Raw genomic sequence first — 22,520 nt, 5'->3', positions numbered from 1 at the left:
TGGCTGGCTGCTGCAACGTTTCCCCGCTGCGCTGAAACCATACCGCGCGTGCAGGCCGATGGATGACCTGGGGGTCGCGCAGACTGGCCGGACTACGATTCGGCATGGGTGGCTTTATCTGGCAGGATCAGCGCCTGGGGCACGTTCGCTTTACTCCCCGCGAAGTAGTAAATCACGGCCGGAACCACCAGACCAACGATCCAAGATATGTCGACACCGCCGAGCGCCTCCACCCATGCGCCGGTGTAGAAGCTGGTCGCAATGAAGGGCATCTGCACCGCTACGCCAACCACATAGACCGCTAAGCCTTTGACATTCCACCGACCATAGCGCCCGTTCGGGTCAAACAGCGCTGGCACGTCGTAGCGTTCCTTGGTGACAAAGTAATAGTCAACCAGGTTGATGGCACTCCAAGGGGTAAGGAACGCAAGAAGAAACAGTAGGAAAGCCGAGAATTTCTTGAGAAAGTCATGCTGCCCGGCAGCCAATGCGAGCGCCGTAGAAAGCCCTACCATGACTACGATGAAGAAGAACTTTGTACGGCCGGAAATGGTCCGTTGTCCGCCCAGTCCGGTCAGGATGGCGGCGACCGACATGACGCTCCCATAAGCATTCAACGTTGTGATCGTGAGCTTGCCCAGGATGATCATCAGGTAGAGAAATGCAGCGACTACCCCAGTTGCGCCCAGGTCGACGATGAAGCTCACCTCATGTCCGGCGAATTGGCTGCCCGCCAACGCAGCGGCAAAGACGCCGAAGACCATTGAGATTTGCGAACCCAGTACCGAACCAACGCCTACGGCGAGGAATGTCTTAATGGCCGAGGTGGAGCGAGGCAGATAGCGTGAGTAGTCGGCCACGTATGGTCCGTAGGCAATCTGCCATGAGGCGGATAGGGAAACGGCGAGCAGGAAGTGACTGACGTCGAAGCGACGGTTTTGTAGTAGAGCGCCAAGGTCCTGGCCCTGCAGTAGATTGGCGAACAAGTACAGGAAAGCCACAACTCCAATGACGCTGGAGACTCGCCCCATGAAATGAATAGTGCGATAGCCGAGTGTAGCAAGCATGATCACCAAGCCCGAGAACAGCAGAATCGCGCTGGAGTTGTCGATACCCATCAGATGGCTGAGCGCTTGGCCGGACAGCACCATGCCCCCCGCTGAGAAGCCCACATACATGATGCAGACGAGCACCAAGGGCAGAATGGCACCGTAGACGCCGAATTGGACCCGGCTGGAGATCATCTGTGGGAGCCCGAGCTGAGGCCCCTGCGCGCCATGTAGCGCCATCACTGCACCGCCAAGGATCTGTCCGATCAGGAGGCCAATAAGGGACCAAAATACATCGCCGCCAAGCACCACTGCCAGTGCTCCAGTAACCACAGCAGTAACCTGAAGGTTGGCGCCAAGCCATAGGGTGAACTGGCTACCCAGATTGCCATGCCTTTCCGATTCCGGGATGTAGTCGATCGAACGACGTTCAATCAGCCCGGAGGAAGTCGTGCTCGACGTCAGGCACGGACTTGAGGGTGAGGTTGCGGAGGGTTCCGCGCCAAATTCTGAAGTGTCCATCTTTGTCTCCTGCGTAGTGGCTGACCTGGCTGCCGACTCAGTCGACGGCTGGTAGTCTATTTCTTGCGGGGATAACTGCGCGATATAGCGTCGTCATCCCTTTTTGTTCCGGAGTGCGGCCCGCCTCAGATGAGTGCCCGCGCTATTGCGGTGCGCTGCATCTCGGGTAACGGCATAAGGCATGCACTGAAGGGGGGGTGTGCAGCACTTCCCCGGCAATCGACGCTTAATCAATATCGAAGCGACTTTTATATGCTCGGGTGATTCGCGCCATGTTGCATGCTGATGCTGTCAGCAAGGATGCACAGGATCTCGAACATCAACGTGGCAGCGACCAATGCCGTATTGCCACTTGGATCAAACGGCGGCGATACCTCAACCACATCGCCTCCGATGAGATTCAGGCCCCGTAGTCCACGAATCACGTGCTGGGCCTCGATCGTTGTCAGCCCACCGATTTCTGGCGTTCCAGTGCCGGGCGCATACACGGGGTCCAGTGCGTCAACGTCGAATGTCACATAGGTTCGACCGTTGCCGACTACCCGCCTGGCTTCCTGAATTACAGCATCGATACCCATCGACTGAAATTCATCGATGTCGATGACTCGAATGCCCTGACGTTCGCCCCAATCATTCTCACTGTCGTTGTACAACGCCCCGCGAATGCCGATTTGCACGGTCCGCTTTGGATCCAGTAATCCCTCTTCGATGGCCCGACGAAAGGGGGTGCCATGTGTGTAAAGGTTATCGCCAAAATAACGGTTCCAGGTATCTGTATGCGCGTCAAAGTGCACCATTCCGACGGGCCCGTTCTTCTTCGCCAGCGCTCGCAAGATCGGTAGCGTTACGAGGTGATCTCCGCCCACCGACAGGGGTGCAATATCAGCCTTGCATACTTCGTCGTAGAATGCGGTGATCCGATTCAGCGAATCCATCAGGTCCACCGGATTGACAGGCGTGTCCCCTAGGTCCGCACAATTGCAAATCTCGAATGGTTTGATGCCGCTGCATCGGTTGACATTGCGCACCATCGTAGAGATATCACGCACCTGACGGGGTCCATGGCGAGCGCCCGGACGATTTGTTGTGCCGCCATCCCATGGCACCCCGATCAAGCCGATATCCACATCCCGAACGCTCGGATCCATCAGTCCCATGTGCGGTAGCCGCATCAAGGTGGCCAATCCAGCATAACGTGGTGTCACCGTGCCGGTGATAGGCGCAAACCTATTTTTTTCCATTGGTAGCTCCTCGCAGTTAGTACGCCTCGGATGGGTGCTGAGATGCCTTGCTCACAGCCTCAGCCAGAGGCGTCCATTAAGTCTTGCACGCACGTGCCACCGGTTGAATCCCAAGTTCTCGAACTTTAGTTTTGCATTAGTCGAACCTTCGCTATCTGCCTTCCATGGGCGGAGGCCGTGGTAGGCTGTCTGTTCGACAGGATGCAGGCTGTTAGAGCCACTACGACCAGCTCGCGAGCCGCGGATGGAGGGTTATTAATATGATAAAGATGACCGACGTCGATCTACGATTGTTACGCATATTCAAAACGGTTACCGACTGCAGAGGACTTTCAGCAGCCGAATCTGCACTGAATATGAATCTATCGACCATAAGCTCCCATATGACGGATCTTGAAAGACGTCTGGGTCTAAGGCTGTGCGAGCGGGGGCGGCGTGGCTTCCATCTGACCGACGAGGGCCATTCCGTCTATCAGGCGGCCGATAGCTTGCTAAACACGGTGGAGCAATTCCGAGCGGACATCGGCGCCATACGCCATGAGCTTAGTGGAGAGTTGGCAATCGGCGTTGTAGATAACACCATTACCGACGTGCATGCCCATATCGCCGAGGCGATTGTCGCCGTCAAGCAGAAAGGCGGTGATCTCCACTTGAAAATGGAAATCAAATCCCCCAATGAGATCGAGGCTGCCGTACTTGAGCGGAAAATCCATGTTGGTATCGGCCCATTCCGCGCTATGCATCCTGGCTTATCGTACCTGCCACTCCACACGGAGAGTCTGTGCCTTTATTGTGGCCATAGTCACGAGCTTTTCAAGCTGGCATCGAATGATATAAGCACAGCAGATCTGAAAAAAATGGACTATGTTTCCCGCGGTTATATGCGAGAGTCCAGGGAAATGGGTGACGCCATCAGCTTTAAAGTGGCAGCAACCGTATACCACATGGAAGCCGTCGCGACCCTCATTCTGTCTGGGAAATTCATCGGCTACCTACCGGAGCATTATGCCTCGCAGTGGGTCAAGCAAGGCCTGATGCGAGCGATAAATCCCGCCGTCCTGAGCCACAGAGCCGAATTCTCCCTTGCGGTGCTAAAAGGCCGTGAACACACGATGGCAGTCCGAGTATTTGTAGGAGCATTGCAATCCGCTTTACCGCCTGATCGGCGTACGTCAATCTAGCTCTCGTGTCTGTCACCCAAGTGCGACTGTCCCTTTGCGGAGCGGAGCCGAGGGCTGAACGTCCGAGACGCTACCGGTGTGCGACGCTTCATGGCCGATAGCGGCCACCTCAAAAAAAAATGGGAGCCAACAGCTCCCATTTCTCGTCGTTAATTCTTCTTACGTAGAAGAAGAAATTCAATCCCAGCTCAACGCCCCACCGGTCTGATACTCAATGACGCGCGTCTCGAAGAAGTTCCGCTCCTTCTTCAGATCGATCATCTCGCTCATCCACGGGAACGGGTTCTCCTCGTTCGGGAACAGCTGCTCAAGACCAATCTGCTGGCATCGGCGATTGCAGATAAACCGCAGATACGACTTGAACATCGGCGCATTCAACCCCAGCACCCCACGCGGCATGGTGTCCTCAGCGTATCGGTACTCCAGATCCACCGCCTTCTTGAACAGCTCAGTGATCTCGGCCTTGAACTCCGCCGTCCAAAGATGCGGATTCTCCAGCTTTATCTGGTTGATCAGGTCGATGCCGAAATTGCAGTGCAGGGATTCATCGCGCAGGATGTACTGATACTGCTCCGCCGCCCCGGTCATCTTGTTCTGCCGCCCCATCGCCAGGATCTGCGTGAAGCCGACATAGAAGAACAACCCTTCCATGATGCAGGCGAACACGATCAGCGACTTCAGCAGCTTCTGGTCGTTTTCCGGCGTGCCGGTCTTGAATGACGGGTCGGTCAGCGTGTCGATGAACGGGATCAGGAACTCGTCCTTGTCGCGGATCGACTGCACTTCGTGGTACGCGTTGAAGATCTCGGCTTCGTTCAGGCCCAGCGACTCAACGATGTACTGGTAGGCGTGCGTGTGGATGGCCTCTTCAAAGGCCTGGCGCAGCAGGTACTGGCGGCATTCCGGCGCGGTGATCTGGCGGTAGGTGCCCAGCACGATGTTGTTGGCGGCCAGTGAGTCGGCGGTGACGAAGAAGCCGAGGTTGCGCTTGATGATGCGGCGCTCGTCCTCGGTCAGGCCGTTGGGGTCTTTCCACGTCGCGATGTCGCGCGACATGTTGATTTCCTGCGGCATCCAGTGGTTGGCGCAGCCGGCCAGGTACTTTTCCCACGCCCACTTGTACTTGAACGGGACCAGCTGGTTGACGTCGGTCGAGCCGTTGATGACGCGCTTGTCGGCGGCGTTGACGCGGCGGTTGCTTTGCGCGGCGGCGGCGTTGGGGTTGTTGCCCAGGATGCCGGCTTGCGTGGCGCTCGGCGGCAGGACGCCTTGCTGGTCTGCGGTGGCAGCGGCAGCGGGTTGCAGGGCAGGCTGCGGTGCGGCCTGCGGGGTGGCTTGAACGTCGTCGTCCCAGCTCAGCATGATGGTTCTCCGGAAATCTATTAGGGGGCGGCGGGTTGGTCGGTGATTTGACGTTTGACTTCGTTGGGGCGCCGGCCCTCTCCCCCGCCCCTCTCCCGCAAGCGGGAGAGGGGAGCTAACCGGGGGAGTTGGTTAGGTCTTTATTACTGGCAGGCTTCGCACTCTTCGAAGCCGGGGTCGCCCGGACGCATCGTGCAGACCGCGCCTTCGGCTTCCGGCATGGCCGGAGCCGATGCGGCGGCGGCGTCCAGGGACGAGGTGCTGTCGCTACCCGACGACACCGCGTTCAGCGAGCCGCGCGACACGGTGGACTTCTCCACGTGGGTGGCAGCCATGGTGCGCAGGTAGTACGTGGTCTTCAGGCCGCGCAGCCAGGCCAGCTTGTAGGTGTCGTCCAGCTTCTTGCCGGAGGCGCCGGCCATGTAGATGTTCAGGGACTGGGCCTGGTCGATCCACTTCTGGCGGCGGCTGGCGGCTTCGACCAGCCAGGTCGGCTCGACTTCGAACGCGGTGGCGTAGATATCGCGCAGGTCTTGCGGAATGCGGTCGATGCGGGCCAGCGAGCCGTCGAAGTACTTCAGGTCGGCAACCATCACTTCGTCCCACAGGCCGCGTTCCTTCAGGTCGCGCACCAGGTAGTCATTGACCACGGTGAACTCGCCCGACAGGTTGGACTTGACGTACAGGTTCTGGAAGGTCGGCTCGATGCACGCGGACACGCCGATGATGTTCGAAATGGTCGCGGTCGGGGCGATCGCGATGCAGTTCGAGTTGCGCATGCCGTGCTGCTTGATGCGGGCGCGCAGGCTGTCCCAGTCCATGGTGCTGGACAGGTCCACTTCCAGGTAGCCGCCGCGCTCTTCGGCCAGCAGCTTGAGCGAGTCCTGCGGCAGGATGCCGCGGTCCCACAGCGAGCCTTCGTAGGTGCTGTAGCGGCCGCGCTCTTCGGCCAGCTCGGTCGACGCCTGGTAGGCGTAGTAGCACACGGCTTCCATCGAGGTGTCGGCGAACTTCACCGCGGCGTCGCTGGCGTACGGGGTGCGCAGCACGTGCAGGCAGTCCTGGAAGCCCATGATGCCCATGCCGACCGGACGGTGGCGCAGGTTGGAATTGCGGGCCTTGTCGACGGCGTAGTAATTGATGTCGATGACGTTGTCGAGCATCCGCATGGCGGTGCGGATGGTCTTCTGCAGCTTGGCGTGGTCAAGCGCGTACGAGCCATCGGCCTGCTTGGCCAGGTGGGCGACCAGGTTGACCGAGCCCAGGTTGCAGACGGCGATCTCGCTGTCATTGGTGTTCAGCGTGATTTCCGTGCACAGGTTGGAGCTGTGCACCACGCCGACATGCTGCTGCGGGCTGCGGATGTTGCACGGATCCTTGAAGGTGATCCACGGGTGGCCGGTCTCGAACAGCATGCCCAGCATCTTGCGCCACAGTTGCAGCGCGGGCAGCTTCTTGAACAGCTTCAGTTCGCCGCTGGCGGCCTTGGCTTCATAGCCCAGGTAGGCCTTCTCGAATTCCTTGCCGACCTTGTCGTGCAGGTCCGGGCAGGTGGCGGGCGAGAACAGGGTCCACTCGCCACCTTCCATCACGCGCTTCATGAACAGGTCCGGAATCCAGTTGGCCGTGTTCATGTCGTGGGTGCGGCGGCGGTCGTCGCCGGTGTTCTTGCGCAGCTCCAGGAATTCTTCGATGTCCAGGTGCCACGTTTCCAGGTAGGCGCAGACCGCGCCCTTGCGCTTGCCGCCCTGGTTCACGGCGACAGCGGTGTCGTTCACCACCTTCAGGAACGGCACCACGCCTTGCGACTTGCCGTTGGTGCCCTTGATGTGCGAGCCAAGCGCGCGCACATTGGTCCAGTCATTGCCCAGGCCGCCGGCAAACTTGGACAGCAGCGCGTTTTCCTTCAGCGCTTCGTAGATGCCTTCCAGGTCGTCCGAGACGGTGGTCAGGTAGCACGACGACAACTGCGAGCGGCGGGTGCCGGAATTGAACAGCGTCGGCGTGGACGACATGAAGTCGAACGACGACAGCAGCTGGTAGAACTCGATGGCGCGCGCTTCGCGGTCCTTCTCGTTCAGCGCCAGGCCCATGGCCACGCGCATGAAGAAGGCTTGCGGCATTTCGATGCGGGTTTCATCGATATGCAGGAAGTAGCGGTCGTACAGGGTCTGCAGGCCCAGGTAGTTGAACTGGAAGTCGCGGCCGGCGTCCAGCGCAGCGCCCAGGCGGGCCAGGTCGAAGGTGGCCAGCTTTTCGTCGAGCAGCTCGGCTTCGATGCCGCGCGCGATGAACTTGGGGAAGTACTCGGCGTAGCGGGCCGACATCTCCGACTGGGTCACTTCGGTGCCCAGGATTTCCTTGCGGATGGTGTGCAGCAGGATGCGGGCGGTGACCTGGCTGTAGTCGGGATCCTTTTCGATCAGGGTACGCGCGGCCAGGATGGCGGAGTCGTACACCTGCGTCATCGGCACGCCTTCGTACAGGTTCTTCAGCGTTTCCTTCAGGATCGGCTCGGCGCTGACGGACTTGCCCAGGCCGGAGCAGGCGTTGTCGATCAGGGCGTGCAGCGCGACGATGTCGAGCGGCTTGCTCACGCCGGCATCGGTCACGTTAACGCTGATGCCGCCTTCCTGCACGCGGGCCACGGCCTCGGCGCTGGCGCTGGCGCGCTCGGCCTTGCGCTTCTCCCGGTACAGCACATAGGCGCGGGCCACTTCATGCTCGCCCGAGCGCATCAGCGACAGCTCGACCTGGTCTTGCACGTCTTCGATATGGATGGCGCCGCCGCTCGGGCGGCTGCGCACCAGTGCGCGCACCACGTTGCCGGTCAGCTGCTCGACGATCTCGCGCACGCGCGCCGAGGCCGCGCCCTGTCCGCCATTGACGGCGAGGAAGGCCTTGGTCATGGCGACGGCGATCTTGGACGGCTCGAACGCCACCACGGCGCCGTTGCGACGAATGATCTTGTGATCCGGGTAATTCGTATTGGCGGCGTTGGCGGGGGTCTGCTGCGCGGTCGGTGCGATACCGGCGGCGGCGCCACCCGTGGTGATTTCGTTCTGGGCCGTTTGCATGAGAACTCCTGTTTTTTACCCTGGAAATAAGAGACAAAAGAGTCCCTGGCGAAATGCGGCGAAAAAGAACGTCCCTCCCGGCTCGAAAGTGGGGGCGGACAGACTGCCTTTACGTGAACATTTCGCCAGGGACTCTTGTGATTCGCGGGCCTTGCAGGGAGGTTTGCAGTCGATGCGCGAACTTCGCGGCTGCTGCCTCGCCTGGGGCCGGCTCCCCGGTTTGACTACTAGATATAGTGTGTGATGCGGAAAACTGGGCTAAGTATAGTGAAAGGAATCCGAATGACCAGTCTTGACAACCGCTATTTGGGGCGCGCCGGCGACTGTGCGGCAGCGCCACATGCCCGCAAGCCTAGTACTCGCAAGGGTTTCGGCCAGACCGTTCGCAACTGCACATTTCACAAAAATTTTTTTGATTGTTGCGAGGTTGCGATAGCCCCACACCGACGTGGGGCATGTGCGCCGGAATGGAGCGCGCACGGCGCCGGATGACGTTAGGAATTCGTCACCTGCCCCGCGGCGCCGGGGCACTGGTAAGGCAACATTGCGGGGGCCACCCCTGCCTGCCTGGCAAACCGCGCCCAGTCGAAATGCGGGCCGGGATCGGTCTTGCGGCCCGGGGCGATATCGCTGTGGCCGGCAATCGCGCGCACCGGATAGGCGGCCATCAGCGCGGGCACCAGCGCAGCCACGGTGTCGTACTGGGCCAGCGTGAACGGCAGGTCGTCGCAGCCTTCGATTTCGATGCCGATGGAAAAATCATTGCAGCGCGCGCGCCCGAAGAAATCTGACTGCCCGGCATGCCAGGCACGCTGGGTGCATGGCACGAACTGCACCAGCTCGCCCGTGCGGGTCACCAGGAAGTGCGCCGACACCTGGACCTGGTGGATGGTGGAAAAGAACGGATGCTTGCCGGGATCAAGCCGGTTCTGGAAAAAGGCCTCGATGTCGCCGCTGCCGAACTGGCCGGGCGGCAGGCTGATGTTGTGCAGCACCACCAGGTCCACCGGCATGCCGTCCGGGCGCGCGTCGAAATTGGGCGACGGCACGCGGCGCGCGGCGGGGACCCAGCCGTCGGCATCGGGCAGATAGGTGGAGCGCGTGGGCGCGGTCATGCCGTTCCCTCGCCTTCCGCTGGGCCGCGGTCGGCGGTATCCATGGCTTCGCGGATGCCCAGCTGCTGGATGCGGTAGCGCAGCTGGCGCAGGTTCAGGCCCAGCAATGGCGCGGCTGCGGTGCGATTGAAATTGGTCTGCGCCAGCGCCTGCAGGATCAGCTCGCGCTCGACGGCCTCGAGCCTGGCCGGCAGGTCGATCGGGAAGACGATGCCGCGGCAGGCGCGCTCGGCGGGGTCGCCGGCGGGCTCGCGTTCGGGTGTTGCTGCGGTGGCGGCTGCCGCCGCCGGTGCCGGCTCAGCCTGAACCAGCGCGGGCGTGGCGGGTGCCGCCACAGCCGGGACGCCCGCAGTGCCCCAAGCGGCGTAAGCAGCGTAAGCGGGAGGCGGCACCGGCCGCGGCACTATCGCGGGCACCGGCGAGTGCAGCAGCCCGGCGTGTCCGGCGCCGGCGTCCAGCGGGCCCAGGTCGGCCAGCTCGATGTCTTCGCTTTCGGCAAACGCGTAGGCGCGCTCGAGCAGGTTTTCCAGTTCGCGCACATTGCCGGGAAACGGATAGGCCACCAGCCGCTGCAGCGCCGCCTGCGACAGCCGCTTCGGGTGCGCATCGCCGTAGCGCACCGCCAGGTGGTCCAGGATGGCGCGCGCCAGCACCGGGATATCTTCGCCGCGCTCGCGCAACGTGGGCATGCGCAGTGCCAGCACGTTCAGGCGGTAATACAAGTCTTGCCGGAACTGCCCCGCTGCCACCATCGCGGCCAGGTCCTTGTGGCTGGCGCACATCACGCGCACGTCGACGGCATCTTCGCGGCTGGCGCCGATCTTGCGCACGCGGCGCTCCTGCAAAGCGCGCAGCAGCTTGACCTGCATCGGCAGCGGCAGGTCGGCCACCTCGTCGAGCAGCAGCGTGCCGCCGTTGGCGGCCTGGAAGAAGCCGCCGCGCTCGGCGTCGGCGCCGGTGAAGGCGCCTTTGACGTGGCCGAAGAACTCGGACTCCATCAGGTTCTCGGGGATGGCGCCGCAGTTGACCGCGACAAACGGATGCGCGGCGCGCGCGCTGGTGGCATGAATGGCGCGCGCGGCGCGCTCCTTGCCGCTGCCGGATTCGCCGCTGATCACCACCGGCGCCATGCTGCGCGCCAGGCGCGACAGCGAGCGGCGCACCTCCTGCATCGCCGCGGAATGGCCGGGCAGCAGCGCCGCGGCGCGGTCGGCGGCCTGCTCCGCCGCCGCGGCGGCGTCGGCATCGGCGCTCTCGCGCGGCGGGCGCCCCAGCGCATTCAGCACCAGGCTGCGCAGCTGCTCGAGCGACACCGGCTTGGCGATGTAGTCGAAGGCGCCGGCCTTGAGCGCTTCCACGGCGTTGTCGGCGCTGCCGTAGGCGGTGATCACCGCCACCGGGATGCGCTCGGGCGCGGCCGACAGCTGGCGCACGATCTCGATGCCCAGCCCGTCGCCCAGGCGCATATCGGTCAGCACCAGGCTGTAGCGGCCCTGCGCCAGCTTGTCGCGCGCCTCGGCCAGCGAGCCGGCCAGCACCACGTCATGGCCCATGCGGCGGATCGAGATGTCCAGCAGCTCGCGCAGGTCGGCCTCGTCGTCGATGACCAGGATGGGGTCGGGCGCGCGGGACGTTCGGGATGGCATGGGGCAGTGGCGGGATGGAGGACGGTTCAGGCGGCGGCGGCTTCGGCGCTCTCGATGCGCAGCGTCAGCACGAAGGCCTTGGCCGGCAGTGTAGCGCGCGCGGCGGGGGCCAGCATGCCGGTGCGCTCGATCAGCGCCGGCAGCGAGATGGTGCCGTAGCGCACCTGGGCATCATTGGCGCCGCACAGCTCGCGCGCCATGAACAGGCCCAGCCCGGTGCCCTGGGCGTTGCTGGTGAAGAACGGCTCGAACAGGCTGCGCTGGTGTTCGCGCGCCACCTCGGCGCCGTCGTTCCAGACGATCAGCTCGGCATGGTGCTGGTCGAGCGCATGAGCCAGCAGCCGTATCGAGCCCGGCAGGCGGCTGCAATAGCGCCAGGCGTTGTCCAGCAGGTTGCCCAGCACCTGCTGCAGCTGCGCGGCGTCAAACACCACCGGCTGGGCCACGTCGACGGTCAGCCGGATGGCATTGGCGTTGATGTCGGTGCGGCCCGCCGGGCGGGTCTCGCCGGCGCGCGGGTGGCGCTGATGCATTTCGGCGCGCCAGCGCTCGACGATCTCCGGCAGCGCCTGCGCCAGGTGCACGGTGCTGCGGCCGGTGCGCGGGCGGCGCGACATCTGCAGCACGTCTGATACCACCTGGTCCAGCCGGCGCACGTTGTCGTGGATGATGCGCAGCAGCCGGGCGTCGATATCGACATCGGCCCCGCCCGGCTCCCGCGCGGCCGGATCATGCCGGGCGGAATCGCCCAGCAGTTCGCTGGCCTGGCTGATCGCCGCCAGCGGGTTGCGGATCTGGTGCGCGATGCTGGCCACCAGCCGGCCCATGGCGGCCAGCTTTTCCTGCTGCACCTGTTCGGCAATGCGTTCCCAGCTTTCGATATGGACCAGCACGGTATCGCGCATCTCGCTGCGCAGCAGTGCTTCATCCTGCTGCGACCACGCCATCGCCTCGTTCTGCGCAATCGCCAGTCGCAGGCGTCCGGCGGCTTCGGGCGACAGTTCATTCCACGCGGCGGTGTCCAGCGCGGCCGGCACGGTGCGGCCATGCGCCATGGTCGAACGCAGTCCGGCCAGTCCGGGCAACACGAAGCGCAGCCGCAGCCGGGTATGCTGCATGGTGCCGTCGGCCAGTGCGGCGCCGGAAGCTACCGGCAACAGCTGCAGGATGCGCGGAACGTCGTCCTTGCTGCGCAGCCAGTCGCGCAGCATTTCCATCAGCGGCTGCAGGCGCGGGATGCGGCGCAGGTCGAACAGCACGGTCTCGCCGCCCGGGCCGGACGCACCAGTTGCGCCACTGGCGCCGCCGAGCTTGCGCGAGTAGATGCGCTCATGCGGCTGCACGCCCAGCAGCACCACCGCCGCCGGATTGGCAGCCACCACGGCGCCGTTGGCGCGCACCAGCATCACGCCGTCCTGCATATCGTTGACCATCAGCCGGTTGACCAGCTGCTGCAGGCGCAGCTCCTGCTCGCGGGCCAGCGCCAGGCGCTCCTGCGCGATCTGGCGGTTGGCCAGCATATACATCAGCAGCGCGGCGATCATGAACACCAGGCCGAACAGGCCCGAGCCCAGCAGCCCGGCATCGGCCTGGCGCAGCAGGATAGTGTGCATGAATGGCCCGCTCATCACCACCAGCGCGGAGATCGCGGCGGCAAACAGCGCGAATAGCAGGCTGGTCAGCGCGCCCGCTTCCAAAGCGGGCACCAGGAAGATCATGGCCAGGCCATCGGCCTGGCCGCCCTGCCCCAGCACGCTGAAGACCAGCGCCAGCAGCGCAAGGTCGGCCAGCACCTGCACGCGCACGCGCAGATGGAAATGCCGGCGCCACAGCGTGCCGGCCAGCATCGCCAGCGCAATGCCCAGGTAAGGCACGGCGACGGCCATGGCCGCGGCATGCTCGATCCCGCCCATGGCCTCCAGGCTAAAGGGCAAGGCCGGGATCGCGGCTGTGATCGGGGAAGCCGCCGTGCTGGCGGCGCCGGTGATCGGCTCGCCGCGCCGCATTAGCGCAAAGCCGACCAGCAGCAGCCCTACGGCAACGCGGGTCCAGCAGAAATAGCGCAGCAGGCGCCAGTGGAAGTCAGGCGGCTCGGGCTGGCGCCACAGTTGCGCCAGGCCGCGCCAGGCGTTCAGCCGCTGCCAGGCCGAGGGCGCCGGCTCGGTCATGGGCGCGGGCCGCTGCTGCCGTCGCCGCTGCCGTTGCTGCCATCGGTCCGGCTTTCGTCAGGCAGGTGGCTGCGCCGGCAGTAGTGCAGGCCGCGCCAGGCAATGGCGTCGCCCTGCGGCAGGTGCACCCCGCACTGGGCGCACTGGACCATGCGCTCGGCGCTGGCGTCGGGCGTGCCGGCGGCGGCGTGCGCGCTGGCTTCGCGGGCCTGGCGGGCGCGGTGCTCGGCCAGCCGGGCCTCGGCGCGGGCGCGCAGCCACCAGAAGACGCCCAGCACCACGGCCAGCAGGATCAGGATACGTGCCATGAAAAATCAGAGCCGGTGCAGGACGACTTCAATCACGAAACGGCTGCCGACATAGGCCAGCAGCAGGATGCCGAACGAGGCGATGACCCAGCGCAGCGCCACCTTGCCGCGCCAGCCGCGGAAGATGCGCCCCGCCAGGATGCCGCCGAACATGGCCCACGAGATCAGCGCGAACACCGTCTTGTGGTCCAGCCGGAACGCGCGCCCGAACAGCTCTTCGGAGAACAGCAGGCCCGAGCCGATGGTCAGCGTCAGCAGCACGAAGCCGGCGCCGATCAGCCGGAACAGCAGCTTTTCCAGCGTCAGCAGCGGCGGCAGCAGATCCAGCCAGCGCCCCAGCCACTGGCTGGGCTGCTGTGGGGGCGTCCGTGCCGGCGCATGGCGGAAGCCGTGCAGGCGCCGCTCGGCCAGCAGCATCAAAAAGGCGTGGAACGCCGCCAGCGTGAACAGCCCGTAAGCCACGTTGGCGATGATGAAATGCAGCTTGAACAGCGGCCGCGCCGCGTAGCCCAGGATTTGCGAGCCGGGAAACGCCAGCGGCATCAGGCTGGCCACCAGCGCCACCGGGATCACGATCAGGCCCAGCCCCGCCAGCGAGAAGAAGAAACTCTCGATCCAGTAGATGCCCACGCCCAGCCACAGCATGGCCGACAGCGCAAAGGCAAAGCCGAACATCATGCGCTCGGCCGGGAAGATGGTTTCATGCAGCAGCATGCCGTGGCTGGCCAGCGCCGCCAGCATCAGCACGTGCCACCAGGCGGGGCGCCCTTCGCCGTGCGCGCCGCCCGCGGGCGGGACAGGTCCGCCGCCCGCCACCAGCACCGCGGTGGCAGACCCGCCCGCCGGGCCGGCAGCCGCCGCCACGCGCGGATGGCGCGTGGCCCAGCCGTGCCAGGCCAGGCCGCAATAGAGAAGTGCCGTCAGGGCATACAGTACAATGACCATTTACGCAGTTTACCTTAGTGCCCACGGCCGGTGGCGGCCCGCTTGAACCGGTGTTGCCGATGTTCCAGGCCTGCCCCGTGTACCGGACTGCCTCCGATTTCCCGAGCCCTGCTCCGACTTCTCCCCCGATTCCTGCCATGCTGGACAATCTCACTCAACGCCTGGCGCGTGTGGTCAAGACCATGCGCGGCGAGGCGCGCCTGACCGAGGCCAACACCGCCGAGATGCTGCGCGAAGTGCGCCTTGCCATGCTCGAAGCCGACGTGGCGCTGCCGGTCGTGCGCGAATTCGTGGCCCGCGTGAAGGAAAAGGCCATGGGCGAAGAGGTGGTCAGCAGCCTCACCCCGGGCCAGGCCCTGGTCGGCGTGGTCCAGCGCGAGCTGACCGCGGTGATCGGCGGCGCCGATGCCGCCAGCGGCAACAACAAGGAAGCCGAGCTGAACCTGGCGGTGCAGCCGCCCGCCATCATCCTGATGGCAGGCCTGCAGGGCGCCGGCAAGACCACCACCGTGGGCAAGTTGGCCAAGTGGCTCAAGGAAAACAAAAAGAAGAAGGTACTGACGGTCTCGTGCGACGTCTACCGCCCCGCCGCCATCGCCCAGCTCAAGACCGTGTCCGAGCAGGTCGGCGCCGAATTCTTCCCGTCGCAGCCGGACCAGAAGCCGGTGGACATCGCCCGCGCGGCGGTGGACTGGGCGCGCAAGCATTACCACGACGTGCTGATCGTCGACACGGCCGGCCGGCTCGGTATCGACGAGGCGATGATGCAGGAGATCGCCGCGCTGCACGCCGAACTGAAGCCGGCTGAAACCCTGTTCGTGGTTGACGCCATGCTGGGCCAGGACGCGGTCAACACTGCCAAGGCGTTCAACGACACCCTGCCGCTGACCGGCGTGGTGCTGACCAAGCTGGACGGCGATGCACGCGGCGGCGCGGCGCTGTCGGTGCGCCATATCACCGGCCGCCCGATCAAGTTTGTCGGCGTCGGCGAGAAGCTGGACGGCCTGGAGCCCTTCTACCCCGACCGCATGGCCCAGCGCATCCTGGGCATGGGCGACATCCTCGCGCTGGTCGAGGAAGCCCAGCGCGGCGTGGACATGGAAGCGGCCGAGAAGCTGGCCAAGAAGATCAAGAAGACCGGCGACTTCGACCTGGAAGACTTCAAGGCCCAGATCGGCCAGATGAAGAAGATGGGCGGCCTGGGCAGCCTGGTCGACAAGCTGCCGGCGCAGTTCGCCCAGCAGGCGCAGGGCGCCAACATGGACCAGGCCGAGAAGCAGGTGGCGCGCATGGAAGGCATCATCAACAGCATGACGCCGACCGAGCGCGCCAAGCCCGACCTGATCAAGGCCAGCCGCAAGCGCCGCATCGCCGCGGGCGCTGGGGTGCCGGTGCAGGAGGTGAACCGCCTGCTCAACCAGTTCGACCAGATGCAATCCATGATGAAGAAGCTCAAGGGCGGCGGCATGATGAAGATGATGCGCCAGATGGGCGCGATGAAGGGCGGCATGAAGGGCCTCTTCAACCGCTGAAGCTCGCTGCCGTACCCGACTGCCTCCCCCGCAAAAGAACAGGAAAGACATCATGATGAGCGCCGAACAGGCCCGCGAACTGTGGGCCAATTCCGAAGAAATCGTCTCCGCCGAAGAAGTCCAGGCTTCGCTGGACCGCATGGCCGCGGACATCACCGCCAGGATGGGCAATGCCTTCCCGCTGGTGCTGTCGGTGATGGGCGGCGCGGTGGTCTTCACCGGCATGCTGCTGCCCAAGCTGGCGTTCCCGCTGGAGTTCGACTACATCCACCTCTCGCGCTACAACAACAAGACCGTCGGCGGCGAGATGCAATGGCGTGTGGCCCCGCGCGAATCGGTCAAGGACCGCGTAGTGCTGGTGCTGGACGACATCCTCGATGAAGGCGAGACCATGGCGGCCATCCGCCAGCGCATCATGGACATGGGCGCGAAAGAATTCCACGCCGCGGTGCTGTGCGAGAAGACCCTGAGCAAACCCAAGCCGATGCATCCGGACTTCTGCGGCTTTGCCGTGCCGGACCGCTATGTGTTCGGGTGCGGGATGGATGCGAAGGGGTACTGGCGTAACCTGGATTCGATCCGGGCGCTGGTTTGAGTTATCTGAAGGACTGACAGTTTGCTCCCTTTCCCGCGCGCGGGAGAGGGAAGGAACATGTTACGCCTGGTGCGGCGCCAAAATCGGCCACAGCGACGCCAGCAGCAGCACCGCCATCCCGATATTGAATCCCCGCAGCACCCTCGGCCGCGCCAGCCAGCGCCGCAGCGCCGAGCCGCACAGTGCCCACAGCGCCACGCTGGGCAGGTTCACCACCGCGAAGATTCCTGACATCAGCAGCACGTTGAGCCACAGGTTGCCGTGCAGCACATAGGTGCTGCACGCGCCCACCGCCATCACCCACGCCTTTGGGTTGATCCACTGGAACGCCGCGGCGGCCCAGAAGCCCATCGGCCGCGCCACCTGCTGGTCCTGTACGCCGCCGGCCGTGGCCAGCTTCCAGGCCAGCCAGACCAGGTAGACCGTCGCCACCACGCGCAGCACCTGCCAGGTCCACGGGAAGGCGTGGAACAGCGATCCCAGGCCCAGCCCGACCAGTCCCACCATCAGCGCAAAGCCGAGGCTGACACCGAGCAGGTGCGGCACGGTGCGCAGGAAGCCGAAGTTCACGCCCGAGGCGAGCAGCATGGTGTTGTTCGGACCGGGGGTGATCGACGACACCAGGGCAAAGCCGGCAAAGGCGGCAAAGACGCCGGTGCCGGCGGCGAGTTGGGACACTTCCATGACTGACTCCAGCGACGTTCATGTGTTCTCGGAAAATCAGTCTACGGCCACTTAACGGTACAGTACCGGTACACTTCAAGGGAAATGCGCCGATACAGGGCGGCCCGCTTCGCCGCCCAGCGCTCACCGTAGCGCGTGCCAGGCGACGCCCAGCGCCAGCAGCCACAGGACGGCGCCCGTCAGACGTTCAACCCACCGCACCGAACGCCCGAAGCGCTTTGCCAGCGCCGGATGCCCGATGCCGTAGGCCACCAGCAGGTCCCAACCCAGCACCACGGCGAACATCCACGCGCCGTAGGCCAGTTGCGCCGCCGGCGGCGTGCGGTTGGCGGCCAGCACGGAGAACAGCGTGGCATAGAACAGGCCGTTCTTCGGGTTCAGCACGGCGGACAGGAAGCCGCTGGCAAGCTGGGGCAGCCATGCCGCGGGTGCGGGCCCCGCGGCGGCACCGGCCGCCGGGATCGACAGTTCGCCGGAGGCGTTCAGCAGGCGCCAGCCCAGCCACGCCAGGTAGGCACAACCCGCCCCCTGCAACGCCGCGAACAGTTGCGGAGCGCTACGCGTCGCGGCCACCCCAGCCAGCGCCAGGCCGATAAAGACGCCATTGCCCAGCGCAATGCCCAGGCAGACGGCGCCGGCGCGCCGCGGCCCGTGCAGCAGCGCACTGCGCACCACCAGGAAAAAATCCGGCCCGGGGCTCACCAGCGCCAGCGCATGCGCGCCGGCCACCATGGCAAATTGCTGCCACGGCAACGCCCCGGGTCCAAGATCGAAAACCATGTCCATGCCGATCCTCCGTGAAGAGTTCGCAGTGTCGTCGGCGGGAAGCGGCAGGTCTTGAAGAAAGTTGCGGTGGCGGCGCCAGCCCCCCGCCTCAGGCGGCGCGCTGGTACCCGCGCGGTGTCATGGCCACGCGCTGCTTGAAGGCCCGCTGGAAATGACTCTGGTCGGCAAAGCCCAGCGCCAGGGCGACCTCGGCCAGCCCCGCGCCCTGGCGCAGCAGGCGGCGCCCGTGCAGGATGCGCAGGTCGAGCTGGTAGGCGTGCGGCGTCATGCCGGTTTCGGCGCGGAAGGCCCGGATCAGGTGGTAGCGGCTCAGGCCGCAGGCGCGCGCCAGTTCGGCCAGCGGCAGGCGCTCGGCATGGCGTTCGTGCAGCAGCTCGCACAACTGCGCGACGCGTGCGGAAACCGAAGCCGGCGCCGGCAGGGTCCGGCTGGCTGCGCCGGCGTCGATGGCGGCATGCAGGTCACCGATGAAGGCCACCAGCGCGGCCTCTTTCTCGACGCTGTCGGCGGGCGAAAACAGCGTTCGGTTCAACTCGCAGACCAGCCGGTAGACCCTTCGGGACGCCATCACGCGTGCCGGCACGCGGGCTTGTGCCGCGCTGTCTTCGTCCAGCACGGCCGCCACCCACGCGGGGTCGAAATGCAGCATCTGGTAGCTCCAGCGGCCATCCGGCACCGGGTTGCAGGCATGGACCTGGTGCGGCGGGATCAGCACCACTGTGCCCGGCCCGAGCACAGCGCGTTCATCGCCGCAGGCAAAGCGGCTGGTGCCGCCGTCGACAGCGCCGACCGACAGCGTGGGATGGGTATGCGGCAGGTAGCTGGCGCTGCTATGGCGGGCGCGCCGGCTTTCGGCAAACGGCAGCGCGGGGTCCCACCAGCAGCCGGCGGGTGATGCGGGCACTGCGCGGCTCACGCCGCGCTGCGGTACGGGCGTTCGCGCAGCCATTTGGTGGCAATCCACTTTTCGCCGGTGGCCACCGGCAGGCCGGCGTGCAGGGTGCGGTCGTCCAGCGTACCGTCGGGGAGCAGGTAGCTGAAGTAGACCGCGTTGCCCTTGACCGGCGCCACCTCCAGGCCCACGCGCGGGAACGCGGTGGCGCCGCCCGCCTCGGGGGTGTTCAGGTAGATCACCAGGGTGGCGATGCGCTGCCCGCCGACGGACAGCTGCCGCGCTTCGCCCGGGCGTTGCGGGTTGAAGTAATCGAAGTGCGGCTGGTACTCGCCGCCGGACTTGTAGTTGAGGATCTGCAAGCCCTCGCCGTGGTCGGCCGGCACGCCGGTGACCGCGGCGATGCGGGCCTCGATGCGCGCGATCAGCGCGTGCTCGGCCACCTGGAACATCGCCCCCATGCTGGTGCGGGCATCGATCAGGTTCTCGTCGCCGGTATCGGGATTGACCACCGGCGAGCGCGCCAGCCGGCCGCGCGACAGCGCCACCAGGGCATCGCACTCGTCGTCGCTCAGCAGTTGCTGGAACAGCTGCACCTGCGGCGACGCCAGGCGGAACAGCACGGGCACGCGGCGGTCACCACCATCGGCGGCGTAGGCCAGGGGCATGCCGGTGGCGGCGGTTTCGATCTCGGGCTGGGCCGGCTGGGCCGCTGCCGCAGCAGGGTCTTGCGCAAACGCCGCGGCCACTGAGCGGCGCGCGAAAGCGTCGTCGTAGCCCGAGCGCAGCATCGACAGCACCAGCGCATCGGCAGCAAAGCCCTTGGCGATATGCCGGGCCAGCCATTGTTCGAGTTCGGGCGAGGATTCGGTGTAGCCGGCCTTGCCGCCGGCAACGGATGCTTGGCGGATCATGACGGATTGGCCGCGACGCGTTGCGACGAGAACGGGTTGCGGGCGGGCGGCTCCGCCACCGGCGCGCGTGGGCGCGACGGCGCGATCTCGGCATCGCCGGCGACGGTGACGGTGGCTTCGGAATACTGCCAGCGCTTCCACGCCGCCAGCACCGCGTTGGGATATTCCGGGCGGCCGCGGCTGCCGTTGTAGCGGCCCAGCGCCAGGTACAGGTCGCCCTGCTCGCGGTCCAGGTAGTAGCGCAGGATGGTGCAGCCGTAGCGCAGGTTGCTCTGCAGGTGGAACAGCTTGCGCGCATCGCTGTCGCCGATGGCGCGCACCCAGAACGGCATCACCTGCATCAGCCCGCGCGCGCCGGCCGAGCTGATCGCGTACTTGCGGAAGTTGCTTTCGACCTGGATCAGGCCCAGCACCAGCGCCGGCTCCAGGCCGGCGCGCTTGGCTTCGTAGTAGGCCACCTCGATCAGCTCGACCCGCACCTGCGGCTCGGGAATGCGCGCGGCCAGCCGCGCCGACATCTCGCCCAGCCACTTCAGGTAGGCCAGGCGCTCGCCGCCGGAGGCGAACACCGGCCGCAGCGGCCGGTCATCGGCAATGGCCGCGGCCAGCGCGCCGCGCACCGAATCGGCCAGGTCTTCTTCCTTCTGCGCGCCGGCGTGCGCCGCCGTGGCCGCCAGGGCCAGCAGCGATACCAGCAGCGCGCCCGCCAGGCGGCGGGCGGCGGCGGTCATGCCGCGGACGGCGCGCATGGGGTTCAATTCGCCAGCAGGCTGCGCACATGGCCGACCACCTCGGCCACGCTGACGGCGGTGGCCTGCGCGTCGCGCCGGCCCTGGTACTCGACCTTGCCTTCCTTCAGGCCACGGTCACCCACCACCACGCGGTGCGGCACGCCGATCAGCTCCCAGTCGGCAAACATCACGCCCGGGCGCTCGCCGCGGTCGTCGAGGATCACGTCCACGCCGGCGGCGAGCAGCTCGGCATGGATGCGGTCGGCCTCGGCCTTGACGGCCTCGGAGCGGTCATAGCCGACCGGGCAGATCACCACCGCGAACGGGGCGATCGCGGCCGGCCAGATAATGCCGCGCTCATCGAAGTTCTGCTCGATTGCCGCGCCCAGGATACGGGTGACGCCGATGCCGTAGCAGCCCATCTGCATCGGCTGGGTCTTGCCGTTCTCGTCCAGGAACGTGGCGTTCATCGATTCCGAGTAGCGCGTGCCCAGCATGAACACGTGGCCCACCTCGATGCCGCGGCAGATCTCCAGCGTGCCCTGGCCGTCCGGCGAGGCGTCGCCCGCCACCACGTTGCGCAGGTCGGCGACGATCGGCTCGGGCAGGTCGCGGCCCCAGTTGACGCCGGTGTAGTGGTAGTCGCGGTAGTTGGCGCCGCAGACAAAGTCGCTCATGTTGGCGACGGTGCGGTCGGCGACCACCTTGATCGGCTTCTTCATGCCGATCGGGCCCAGGTAGCCGGGCGGCGAGCCGAAGGCTTCGACGATCTCGTTCTCGGTGGCAAAGCGGAACTCGGCCAGCCCCGGCACCTTGGAGGCCTTGACCTCGTTCAGCTCATGGTCGGCGCGGATCAGCAGCAGCCAGATCTGGGTGCCGGCGTCGCCGTCCGTGGCCAGCACGATCGACTTGACGTTGGTCTCCAGCGGCAGGTTCAGGAACTCGGCCACCTGCTCGCACTTGACCTTTTCCGGGGTGAAGGTCTTGACCAGGTCTTGCGTGGGCGCGGCGCGCTCTGCCACGAGCGGCAGCGCCTCGGCGGCCTCCATGTTGGCGGCGTAGGCGGAGGTGGGGCAGTAGACGATGGCGTCTTCGCCGGTTTCGGCGATCACGTGGAACTCATGCGAGCCCGAGCCGCCGATGGCGCCGTTGTCGGCCGCCACGGCGCGGAATTCCAGCCCGAAGCGGCGGAAGATGCGCACGTAGGCGTCGTACATGTTCTCGTACGACTTGCGCAGGCCGTCGGTATCGCGGTCGAAGGAATAGGCGTCCTTCATGGTGAACTCGCGCCCGCGCATGATGCCGAAGCGCGGCCGGCGCTCGTCGCGAAACTTGGTCTGGATCTGGTAGAAATTGACCGGCAGCTGCTTGTAGCTGCGGATCTCGGAGCGGGCGATGTCGGTCACCACCTCTTCGGAGGTAGGCTGCACCGCGAAGTCGCGCTCATGGCGGTCCTTCAGGCGCAGCAGCTCGGGGCCCATCTTGTCCCAGCGGCCGGTTTCCTGCCACAGCTCGGCCGGCTGGATCACCGGCATCGACAGCTCCACCGCGCCGGCCCGGTTCATTTCCTCGCGGACGATGTTTTCCACCTTGCGGATCACGCGCAGCCCGATCGGCATGTAGTTGTAGATGCCGGCACCCAGCTTCTTGATCATGCCGGCGCGCATCATCAGCTTGTGCGAAACGATTTCCGCGTCGGCGGGCGCTTCCTTGAGGGTGGAAATGAAGAATTGCGAGGCTTTCATCCGTAATTTCTCTCTGGGCCGCCAAGG

General features: G+C 65.4%; 18 protein-coding genes. 3 read left to right on the top strand and 15 right to left on the bottom strand.

From position 1 onward, the window contains the following. Window positions 1–92: 92 nt before the first annotated feature. Together E5S69_RS27895 and speB are read right to left on the bottom strand one after the other, a co-directional pair. Window positions 93–1,571 (bottom strand): purine-cytosine permease family protein, encoded by a 1,479-nt coding sequence (locus E5S69_RS27895; protein ID WP_236901453.1) that lies wholly within the window; start codon window positions 1,569–1,571, stop codon window positions 93–95. A gap of 248 nt (window positions 1,572–1,819) precedes the next feature. Continuing rightward, on the bottom strand, window positions 1,820–2,812 hold the full coding sequence (gene speB / locus E5S69_RS27890) for an agmatinase (RefSeq protein WP_171517691.1): 993 nt from the start codon (window positions 2,810–2,812) through the stop codon (window positions 1,820–1,822). A gap of 269 nt (window positions 2,813–3,081) precedes the next feature. On the opposite strand from speB, the gene E5S69_RS27885 reads away from it, so the two are divergent. Further along, window positions 3,082–3,993 (top strand): LysR family transcriptional regulator, encoded by a 912-nt coding sequence (locus E5S69_RS27885; RefSeq protein ID WP_236901452.1) that lies wholly within the window; start codon window positions 3,082–3,084, stop codon window positions 3,991–3,993. A 177-nt stretch (window positions 3,994–4,170) separates the two neighbouring features. Here the strand turns inward: E5S69_RS27885 and E5S69_RS27880 are convergent, their stop codons facing one another. From E5S69_RS27880 to E5S69_RS27850, 7 genes are all read right to left on the bottom strand, one after another. Continuing rightward, window positions 4,171–5,355, bottom strand: coding sequence for a ribonucleotide-diphosphate reductase subunit beta (locus E5S69_RS27880; RefSeq protein WP_171517689.1), 1,185 nt, complete (start codon window positions 5,353–5,355; stop codon window positions 4,171–4,173). Between the two features lie 143 nt (window positions 5,356–5,498). Next, window positions 5,499–8,432 carry a ribonucleoside-diphosphate reductase subunit alpha gene (locus E5S69_RS27875; RefSeq protein WP_171517688.1) on the bottom strand — a complete coding sequence of 978 codons (2,934 nt, stop codon included), beginning with the start codon at window positions 8,430–8,432 and terminating at the stop codon, window positions 5,499–5,501. Between the two features lie 494 nt (window positions 8,433–8,926). Next, window positions 8,927–9,547 carry a 1,6-anhydro-N-acetylmuramyl-L-alanine amidase AmpD gene (gene ampD / locus E5S69_RS27870; RefSeq protein ID WP_171517687.1) on the bottom strand — a complete coding sequence of 207 codons (621 nt, stop codon included), beginning with the start codon at window positions 9,545–9,547 and terminating at the stop codon, window positions 8,927–8,929. After that, a complete protein-coding gene (locus E5S69_RS27865) occupies window positions 9,544–11,193 on the bottom strand; it encodes a sigma-54-dependent transcriptional regulator (RefSeq protein WP_171517686.1) in 1,650 nt (549 codons plus the stop codon). Before E5S69_RS27865 ends, ampD begins: the two co-directional genes overlap by 4 nt. Window positions 11,194–11,219: 26 nt before the next feature. After that, window positions 11,220–13,361, bottom strand: coding sequence for an ATP-binding protein (locus E5S69_RS33020; protein WP_171517685.1), 2,142 nt, complete (start codon window positions 13,359–13,361; stop codon window positions 11,220–11,222). Next, entirely contained in the window at window positions 13,358–13,669 is a 312-nt protein-coding gene (locus E5S69_RS27855; RefSeq protein WP_171517684.1) for a PP0621 family protein, read from the bottom strand. The genes E5S69_RS33020 and E5S69_RS27855 overlap by 4 nt, the downstream gene beginning before the upstream one ends. A 6-nt stretch (window positions 13,670–13,675) precedes the next feature. Beyond that, window positions 13,676–14,614, bottom strand: a complete 939-nt coding sequence (locus E5S69_RS27850; RefSeq protein WP_171517683.1) for a cytochrome C assembly family protein — start codon at window positions 14,612–14,614, stop codon at window positions 13,676–13,678. 137 nt (window positions 14,615–14,751) lie between these two features. Here E5S69_RS27850 and ffh point away from each other — a divergent pair, with 137 nt between their 5' ends. Together ffh and E5S69_RS27840 are read left to right on the top strand one after the other, a co-directional pair. Then, on the top strand, window positions 14,752–16,146 hold the full coding sequence (gene ffh, locus E5S69_RS27845; protein ID WP_171517682.1) for a signal recognition particle protein: 1,395 nt from the start codon (window positions 14,752–14,754) through the stop codon (window positions 16,144–16,146). A gap of 52 nt (window positions 16,147–16,198) precedes the next feature. Then, window positions 16,199–16,741 (top strand): hypoxanthine-guanine phosphoribosyltransferase, encoded by a 543-nt coding sequence (locus E5S69_RS27840; protein WP_171517681.1) that lies wholly within the window; start codon window positions 16,199–16,201, stop codon window positions 16,739–16,741. 60 nt (window positions 16,742–16,801) lie between these two features. On the opposite strand, the gene E5S69_RS27835 is transcribed toward E5S69_RS27840, so the two are convergent. The 6 genes from E5S69_RS27835 to E5S69_RS27810 form a co-directional block, all read right to left on the bottom strand. Further along, complete coding sequence (locus E5S69_RS27835; protein ID WP_171517680.1) at window positions 16,802–17,425, bottom strand: LysE family translocator; 624 nt, start codon at window positions 17,423–17,425, stop codon at window positions 16,802–16,804. A gap of 123 nt (window positions 17,426–17,548) precedes the next feature. Continuing rightward, on the bottom strand, window positions 17,549–18,211 hold the full coding sequence (locus tag E5S69_RS27830; RefSeq protein ID WP_171517679.1) for a LysE family translocator: 663 nt from the start codon (window positions 18,209–18,211) through the stop codon (window positions 17,549–17,551). A gap of 88 nt (window positions 18,212–18,299) precedes the next feature. Continuing rightward, window positions 18,300–19,127, bottom strand: a complete 828-nt coding sequence (locus tag E5S69_RS27825; protein ID WP_336510620.1) for an AraC family transcriptional regulator — start codon at window positions 19,125–19,127, stop codon at window positions 18,300–18,302. Further along, entirely contained in the window at window positions 19,124–20,017 is an 894-nt protein-coding gene (locus E5S69_RS27820; protein WP_171517677.1) for a 2OG-Fe(II) oxygenase, read from the bottom strand. The genes E5S69_RS27825 and E5S69_RS27820 overlap by 4 nt, the downstream gene beginning before the upstream one ends. Further along, a complete protein-coding gene (locus tag E5S69_RS27815) occupies window positions 20,014–20,766 on the bottom strand; it encodes a lytic transglycosylase domain-containing protein (protein ID WP_171517676.1) in 753 nt (250 codons plus the stop codon). The genes E5S69_RS27820 and E5S69_RS27815 overlap by 4 nt, the downstream gene beginning before the upstream one ends. Before the next feature lie 5 nt (window positions 20,767–20,771). Continuing rightward, window positions 20,772–22,493, bottom strand: coding sequence for a proline--tRNA ligase (locus tag E5S69_RS27810; RefSeq protein ID WP_171517675.1), 1,722 nt, complete (start codon window positions 22,491–22,493; stop codon window positions 20,772–20,774). Window positions 22,494–22,520 lie beyond the last annotated feature (27 nt).

This window comes from Cupriavidus necator (assembly GCF_013141915.1).
In the GTDB taxonomy this organism is placed as follows: Bacteria; Pseudomonadota; Gammaproteobacteria; order Burkholderiales; family Burkholderiaceae; genus Cupriavidus; species Cupriavidus necator_B.
This window is presented reverse-complemented; position numbering and strand designations above follow the sequence as displayed.

What these genes read in the sequence shown, in the direction of transcription:
- E5S69_RS27810 (WP_171517675.1), bottom strand. Translation starts at nt 22,493, where the DNA reads ATGAAAGCCTCGCAATTCTTCATTTCCACCCTCAAGGAAGCGCCCGCC.
- E5S69_RS27895 (WP_236901453.1), bottom strand. Translation starts at nt 1,571, where the DNA reads ATGGACACTTCAGAATTTGGCGCGGAACCCTCCGCAACCTCACCCTCA.
- E5S69_RS27885 (WP_236901452.1), top strand. Translation starts at nt 3,082, where the DNA reads ATGACCGACGTCGATCTACGATTGTTACGCATATTCAAAACGGTTACC.
- E5S69_RS27855 (WP_171517684.1), bottom strand. Translation starts at nt 13,669, where the DNA reads ATGGCACGTATCCTGATCCTGCTGGCCGTGGTGCTGGGCGTCTTCTGG.
- E5S69_RS27880 (WP_171517689.1), bottom strand. Translation starts at nt 5,355, where the DNA reads ATGCTGAGCTGGGACGACGACGTTCAAGCCACCCCGCAGGCCGCACCG.
- E5S69_RS27865 (WP_171517686.1), bottom strand. Translation starts at nt 11,193, where the DNA reads ATGCCATCCCGAACGTCCCGCGCGCCCGACCCCATCCTGGTCATCGAC.
- E5S69_RS27850 (WP_171517683.1), bottom strand. Translation starts at nt 14,614, where the DNA reads ATGGTCATTGTACTGTATGCCCTGACGGCACTTCTCTATTGCGGCCTG.
- E5S69_RS27875 (WP_171517688.1), bottom strand. Translation starts at nt 8,432, where the DNA reads ATGCAAACGGCCCAGAACGAAATCACCACGGGTGGCGCCGCCGCCGGT.
- speB (WP_171517691.1), bottom strand. Translation starts at nt 2,812, where the DNA reads ATGGAAAAAAATAGGTTTGCGCCTATCACCGGCACGGTGACACCACGT.
- E5S69_RS27830 (WP_171517679.1), bottom strand. Translation starts at nt 18,211, where the DNA reads ATGGACATGGTTTTCGATCTTGGACCCGGGGCGTTGCCGTGGCAGCAA.
- E5S69_RS33020 (WP_171517685.1), bottom strand. Translation starts at nt 13,361, where the DNA reads ATGACCGAGCCGGCGCCCTCGGCCTGGCAGCGGCTGAACGCCTGGCGC.
- E5S69_RS27815 (WP_171517676.1), bottom strand. Translation starts at nt 20,766, where the DNA reads ATGCGCGCCGTCCGCGGCATGACCGCCGCCGCCCGCCGCCTGGCGGGC.
- E5S69_RS27835 (WP_171517680.1), bottom strand. Translation starts at nt 17,425, where the DNA reads ATGGAAGTGTCCCAACTCGCCGCCGGCACCGGCGTCTTTGCCGCCTTT.
- E5S69_RS27820 (WP_171517677.1), bottom strand. Translation starts at nt 20,017, where the DNA reads ATGATCCGCCAAGCATCCGTTGCCGGCGGCAAGGCCGGCTACACCGAA.
- E5S69_RS27840 (WP_171517681.1), top strand. Translation starts at nt 16,199, where the DNA reads ATGATGAGCGCCGAACAGGCCCGCGAACTGTGGGCCAATTCCGAAGAA.
- ampD (WP_171517687.1), bottom strand. Translation starts at nt 9,547, where the DNA reads ATGACCGCGCCCACGCGCTCCACCTATCTGCCCGATGCCGACGGCTGG.
- ffh (WP_171517682.1), top strand. Translation starts at nt 14,752, where the DNA reads ATGCTGGACAATCTCACTCAACGCCTGGCGCGTGTGGTCAAGACCATG.